This window comes from Longimicrobiaceae bacterium, assembly GCA_035696245.1.
In the GTDB taxonomy this organism is placed as follows: domain Bacteria; phylum Gemmatimonadota; class Gemmatimonadetes; order Longimicrobiales; family Longimicrobiaceae; genus DASRQW01.
Genome location: DASRQW010000527.1, coordinates 1 through 5,074, shown reverse-complemented (window position 1 = coordinate 5,074; position 5,074 = coordinate 1). Strand labels below are relative to the sequence as shown.

At 70.3% G+C, this 5,074-nt stretch carries 8 protein-coding genes; 1 reads left to right on the top strand and 7 read right to left on the bottom strand.

Going from position 1 to position 5,074, the window contains the following annotated elements; translation table 11 throughout:
- Positions 1 to 148 precede the first annotated feature (148 nt).
- Positions 149 to 649 (top strand): hypothetical protein, encoded by a 501-nt coding sequence (locus tag VFE05_23480; protein HET6233059.1) that lies wholly within the window; start codon positions 149 to 151, stop codon positions 647 to 649.
- 444 nt (positions 650 to 1,093) lie between these two features.
- Here the strand turns inward: VFE05_23480 and VFE05_23475 are convergent, their stop codons facing one another.
- The 7 genes from VFE05_23475 to VFE05_23445 all read right to left on the bottom strand — a co-directional run bounded on the left by VFE05_23475 (position 1,094) and on the right by VFE05_23445 (position 4,558).
- A complete protein-coding gene (locus tag VFE05_23475; GenBank protein HET6233058.1) occupies positions 1,094 to 1,753 on the bottom strand; it encodes a family 16 glycosylhydrolase in 660 nt (219 codons plus the stop codon).
- 147 nt (positions 1,754 to 1,900) lie between these two features.
- The gene (locus tag VFE05_23470) at positions 1,901 to 2,098 is read right to left on the bottom strand and encodes a hypothetical protein (protein ID HET6233057.1); all 198 of its coding nucleotides are present in this window, start codon (positions 2,096 to 2,098) and stop codon (positions 1,901 to 1,903) included.
- A gap of 37 nt (positions 2,099 to 2,135) precedes the next feature.
- On the bottom strand, positions 2,136 to 2,312 hold the full coding sequence (locus tag VFE05_23465) for a hypothetical protein (protein HET6233056.1): 177 nt from the start codon (positions 2,310 to 2,312) through the stop codon (positions 2,136 to 2,138).
- A gap of 298 nt (positions 2,313 to 2,610) precedes the next feature.
- Positions 2,611 to 2,928 carry a HigA family addiction module antitoxin gene (locus VFE05_23460; GenBank protein HET6233055.1) on the bottom strand — a complete coding sequence of 106 codons (318 nt, stop codon included), beginning with the start codon at positions 2,926 to 2,928 and terminating at the stop codon, positions 2,611 to 2,613.
- Positions 2,929 to 2,985: 57 nt separating this feature from the next.
- Complete coding sequence (gene pyrE / locus VFE05_23455; GenBank protein HET6233054.1) at positions 2,986 to 3,552, bottom strand: orotate phosphoribosyltransferase; 567 nt, start codon at positions 3,550 to 3,552, stop codon at positions 2,986 to 2,988.
- A complete protein-coding gene (locus tag VFE05_23450; GenBank protein ID HET6233053.1) occupies positions 3,549 to 3,866 on the bottom strand; it encodes a hypothetical protein in 318 nt (105 codons plus the stop codon). The genes pyrE and VFE05_23450 overlap by 4 nt, the downstream gene beginning before the upstream one ends.
- Positions 3,863 to 4,558, bottom strand: a complete 696-nt coding sequence (locus tag VFE05_23445) for a hypothetical protein (protein HET6233052.1) — start codon at positions 4,556 to 4,558, stop codon at positions 3,863 to 3,865. Before VFE05_23445 ends, VFE05_23450 begins: the two co-directional genes overlap by 4 nt.
- Positions 4,559 to 5,074: the final 516 nt, after the last annotated feature.

Here is a 5,074-nt window from a genome sequence, read left to right as displayed (position 1 = left end):
TTAGGCTACGGGCCTAACAATCGGCTGCAGGGGATGCGGGGCCGTGCATGCTTTCGGCGTGGATGAGAGGCTTACGCGTCGGCCCCGCACCCCTGACCCTTGTGTCGTTAGGCGGCTTCCTATCCTCTTCCGCTGATTGGTTGGTCCCGTGAGCCACTCGAAGTTGCCAAGCGCAGTCGCCTGTCTACTCGTCTTTGCCGCGACCGCGCCTGTGGCGGCGCAGAGTTGCTCGCCCGTGGCCGTGCTGGTGGAGGTGCGAGATTCGATGGGCCGCTACGTTAACCCGGCCGCGCTAGACAGCATTGTTACCACCGATCCCGGGAAGGCGCCGGAGCGGGATTTCTTTGACGACCATTCGCCGTTACCAGTTCCTGGAGATCCCAAGCGGTATCTCTGGCACTCTGTCTCCGGTTGTCGCCTACATGTGAACCGTATCTCGTTCTACCAGGGCGCTCGAACGATGCACCTGGATTTCGATATGGTCGTGGACGCCAGCCAGCGCGACGGGCCGAGTGTCTTCCTGATTGAGGCACCGCCTCTGCAGTCCGGCACATTCCACCTGCGTTGGGATCCATGGGAGCCAGGAGGCTGGGTGGAGCAGCCGAAGCGTCTGGAGGATGACCGATGGGTGCCGATCCCCTCGCCTTGAGCGGCGAGCCCCTGCCGCCGAACCAGGCATTGCAGCGGACGCCAGGCCGGAGCTACAGTGAGCCTGCAGGCAGCGGTGCCGCCCGGCGCCGCTGAACTTGGTGTTAGGCCGCTGAGCAGGCATCAGCCGCAGGTAATCTCATGCTCGCTCCTCCTGTGGGGGGACGAGCATGCCCGCAAAAAGCGATTCGTCAGACAGAGCCTAGGCTGATCGCGGATGGTAGATGAAGCACGACCGGCCGATGAACAGCGGCGGATGCCTCTCCTTGAGAAGCATCCGCCGCTGTTCCGTCCACCCTCCGCCCGTGCATCTCCAGAGCTGTTACATCCCCTCTCCGATCCTGTATCTCCAGATATGGGAAAGATATGCGCCGTGTAGGGGCGCGATTCATCGCATCCGGAATCTCAGCCGCGACACCACCGACGCACTGCGATTCCGCCAGCCCTATCCCAGCTTTCCGTCGAGCAGGAGATGGGGGGTCGCGGCAGTAATGCGCCACCGTTCGGCGCCGGTACGCGCCGGCTCCGCGTCGATGCTGATCTGTTCGATGGTGCTGTACCTCGTATCGGCGGGTGCCGGGCCGCGAAGCCACGACGGCCACCATGCGCTCGCCATCACGCGCATGGGCCGTGTGGGCAGTCCGTCGCTCCAGCGGGCGAGGAGCGCTTCGTCGACGAGGAAGCGGATTTCCGCGGCGTCCAGCTCGATTGCGTAGTCGTGCGCGGCGGCGGAGGGATCGAAGCCGAGCCGGACATCTTCGGACCGCGTCTGCACGCCGTGGCGCCACGTGGTGAGCAGCGCGCGGCCGGAGCCGTCGTTGAAGATCTCGACGTCTGCCTCGTCGTTCGCCTCGCCCGGCACGTCCTCGTACAGGAAGAACGCGGTGACGGAGCCGGGCGCATCCGCCGTGCGCAGGCGGGCGTGGAAGCGGCCCCGCGCGTATCGCTCCGGCGAGGCGATCTGGCCGCCGTCGAACGTCCCCACCGGCAGCGCGAGCAGCGTCCGCCCGCCATCTCGCGCCACGTTCTCCGCCCGGAAGCACCCGCGCCCCAGCGTGTGGCCCGCGCGCAACCACCCCGCGAGGTCGGATGAAGGTGCAGCCATCGTCTCGCAGGGAGAGGTAGGTGCGGGAGCCGGACCGGCTCGCAGCCGGGACCCGGAAGGCGCGATGGAAGGTCCGCGCCACGTGGTCAAAAAGCGAGGGCCCGCCGGCTGGGCTGCCGGCGGGCCCCGCGCAACGTGCCGTGCGGGTCAGTCCTGGATGCAGCCCGCCCAGCAGGTGTAGTACTCGGTGCAGAAGCACTCGCCCACGCACGTGCTGTCGCCGGTTCCGCCGCAGGCGTGCGCAGGAACCGAGAAGGCCCCCGCCTCCATCTCCGGAAGCCGCGCCGTCGCGGGATCGAACGACTGCACGGAGAGGAGGTTGGGGTCCAGCCGCAGCTTTCTCATGGCTGCTCCTTGGGATGGGGAAGGAACCTCGTCGCGCTCAGCACGCCTCCGTGCACCAGCACCCGATGTCGACCGACGTGCAGTGGCAGCTGGCGGCGCACGTCTTCACCAGCGTCGCCTGGCCGACCACGGTTCCGCGCAGCCCGTCGTGCTCGGCCGTGCGGAAGCTCTCCACGTCCAGGCTCTCCGCGTCCAGCTTCAGCTTCTTGTCCATGCCAGACCTCCCGCTTGGGTGAAACGACGGCGGGCCGCACGCCTGACGTGGCGAGCGGCCCGCGGCACAACCGAGACCCGGTACCGCAACAGGCTGTTGCCGCGCCTGCACCGACTATGTGCGACCTGGCTTGCAGCAGTATCCGCATCTCTCCTCCTGCCAGTCGGAAACTCGGCCGCGGCTGCCCACCGCATCCCCCACCACAGGTACACCGCAGTCAGCGCCGCCACGGCGCGAAACGCGCGCTGCAACTCCGGTGCCGGGAGGCGGAGCGGGAGTCCGTGGGTGAAGCCGCCGATCAGCCGCCCGCCGCGGAAATCTCCATCGGCTCGATCTGCTCGATCTCCGCGGCGGCGGGCGACCGGGCGTGATAGACATCCCACCCGAGCTGGAGATTGAGCCAGAACTGCGGAGACTGTCCGAAGAGCCGGCCCAGGCGCATGGCCGTGTCCAGCGTGATGCGCCGCTTCTCGTTCACGATCTCGTTGACGCGCCGGAACGAGATGCCCAGCCGCGCAGCAAGCTGCTGCTGCGTCAGCCGCAGGTCCGGCAGGTAGTCTTCCCGGAGCGTCTCGCCCGGATGCGCCGGCGGCGCGTGAGTCGGAATACGAACCATGTTGTGCCTCCGCAGCGGACCGACGCCATGCCGGTTTGCAACGATGGTGGCGTCTGTTTACGCCCCGCCCTGCCGTGCCCGCTCCAGCAACTCGGAGACCTGGAAGAGCGAGAGCACGCGGTGGCCGGCGGCTTCGATCTTCTCGCGGCCGCCGCTCTCGCGGTCCACGAGGGTGAGCACGGCCAGCACCTCGCCGCCCTCGGCGTCCACGGCGGCGCAGGCCTTGAGCGCGCTGTCGCCGGTGGTGACCACGTCCTCGATCACCACCACGCGGGCACCGGGCGCGAAGCAGCCCTCCACGCGCTTGCCGGTGCCGTGCGCCTTCGCCTCCTTGCGCACCGAGAAGGCGTGCACCGGCCGCCCCGCCAGCCACGACGCGTGCGCCATCGCGTACGCCACCGGGTCCGCGCCCATCGTCAGCCCGCCCACGGCTTCGGGAGCCAGCCCCGCATCTTCCACCGCGGCCAGGCCCAGGCGGCCCACGAGGAACTGGCCCTCGGCGTGGGTGGTGGTGGCGCGGCAGTCCACGTAGTAGCTGCTCCGCGCGCCCGACGCGAGCACGAAGTCGCCCAGGCGGATGGAGCGCTCCACCAGCAGGTCCAGCAGCCGCTCGCGCTCGCTCACGCGGGCCCCGCGGCGTGCGGGATCTCCACCCACTCCTCCAGCGTCACCGGCGGCGGGTACGGCTCGTTGAAGGCCGCGTGCAGCGCCTGGATGGCGGCGATGGTCGCCGGGTCGGTGCGGATGTCCTCTTCCGACCCGAACTCCAGGAACTCCAAGAAGAGGCCCTCCACGCTGTTGGACAGGAAGTGCCACGCGTGGGCGCCGCGCGCCGTGGCCGCGTCGCGCAGGGCCAGCCACAGCGCACCGTACTCGGTGATGCGCTCCTGGCGCACCAGGCGGCGGATGCTCACCAGGCGGCGGCCGGGGGCGGTCACTGGCCCTCCGGCCCGCCGGCGGCGCGGCGGCGAAGAAGCTGTCCGATCACGAAGCCTCCGATGCGGGAAAATGTGGATGGGCGGTAGCGGCGGGCCACACGCTGCGGCGCCGCGATCAGCAGCTGCACCGCGTCGGGTGGCAGGCGGCGGCTTCCCACGGCGAAGGCCAGCCGGTCCAGCCCGTCGCGCACCTCGGCGCGGCGCTCGGCCGGCAGGGTGGCGGCCATGCGGTCCGCGGCGTCGCGGGCGCGGTGCAGCAGCAGGCGCGCGCGGGCCAGCTCGTGGGGGCGGATCTCGCCGTCGGGCTGCACTCCCGCGGCGTGCTCGGCCGCCAGCACGTCCAGCAGCTCGTCTAGCACCACGGCCCAGGTGGCGGGCTGCGCCAGGTCCGCGCGCTCCATGCCGCGGGCGGTGATGCGGTCCACCGTGCGCTTGAAGCGCAGCGTGGTCTCCACCACGCCCTCGTCGTCGTCTTCCGGCAGCTCGGCCATGAAGTCGACCACGGCGTCGTACACGCGGGCCGCGGCCACGGCGTCCAGCGCGTCCACCTGGTCCACCAGGTCGCTGATGCGCGACACCAGGCCCTCGCGGAAGCGCGCCTCGGCGGGCGGGTGGTGCTCCAGGTAGAAGCCCACCTCCGCGTCGATCAGCGTGTCCAGCACGAGCAGCTTGGCGAAGGTGTCGGCCTTCACGCGGGGCCTCGGTGCGGGTGATGCTCCGCGCCCGGGCGGCGGAGAGGGCTAAAGGTCTCCCGCCGGTCAGGCAGCGTCAAGAGCGGGGTTCCGGTCTCTCTGCGTGCGGCGGAGGGTGTGTCGCGGCGGGCCGCTCCGGAGCCCGGCGGTACCGCTGCCGGTCTCCTGCGCGGGGGCGGGGAGCCTCCTCCTCCGGGCGGCGATACTGCCTGCCGCCCTCCGTCCGGGGTCTCCCCGCCCGCGGCGCGAGCCTGCCGGCAGCCGCGGTGCTCTCCGAAACGCCACGCCCGGCAGTCTCCCGCCGCACATCTACCTATGGATGCTGCGAACGGCCACGACTCGCCTGCTCGAACATTGGAGCGCGCCCCGCACCAAGCGTCCATCCTTCGGCAACCGCGCGGGATCCGACCCCGCGCGGAGCCTCGTCCGGAAGCGACGGCCGTTCCCACCCGGTGGTTTCATCGCGCCAGCGGTGCAGCGGCTGCTGACTGGGCCGAGTCTCGCTTAGCGCAATCA

Excerpts from the sequence above, each read along its gene's own strand:
- VFE05_23470 (HET6233057.1), bottom strand. The coding sequence starts at position 2,098 with ATGAGAAAGCTGCGGCTGGACCCCAACCTCCTCTCCGTGCAGTCGTTC.
- VFE05_23465 (HET6233056.1), bottom strand. The coding sequence starts at position 2,312 with ATGGACAAGAAGCTGAAGCTGGACGCGGAGAGCCTGGACGTGGAGAGC.
- VFE05_23475 (HET6233058.1), bottom strand. The coding sequence starts at position 1,753 with ATGGCTGCACCTTCATCCGACCTCGCGGGGTGGTTGCGCGCGGGCCAC.
- VFE05_23460 (HET6233055.1), bottom strand. The coding sequence starts at position 2,928 with ATGGTTCGTATTCCGACTCACGCGCCGCCGGCGCATCCGGGCGAGACG.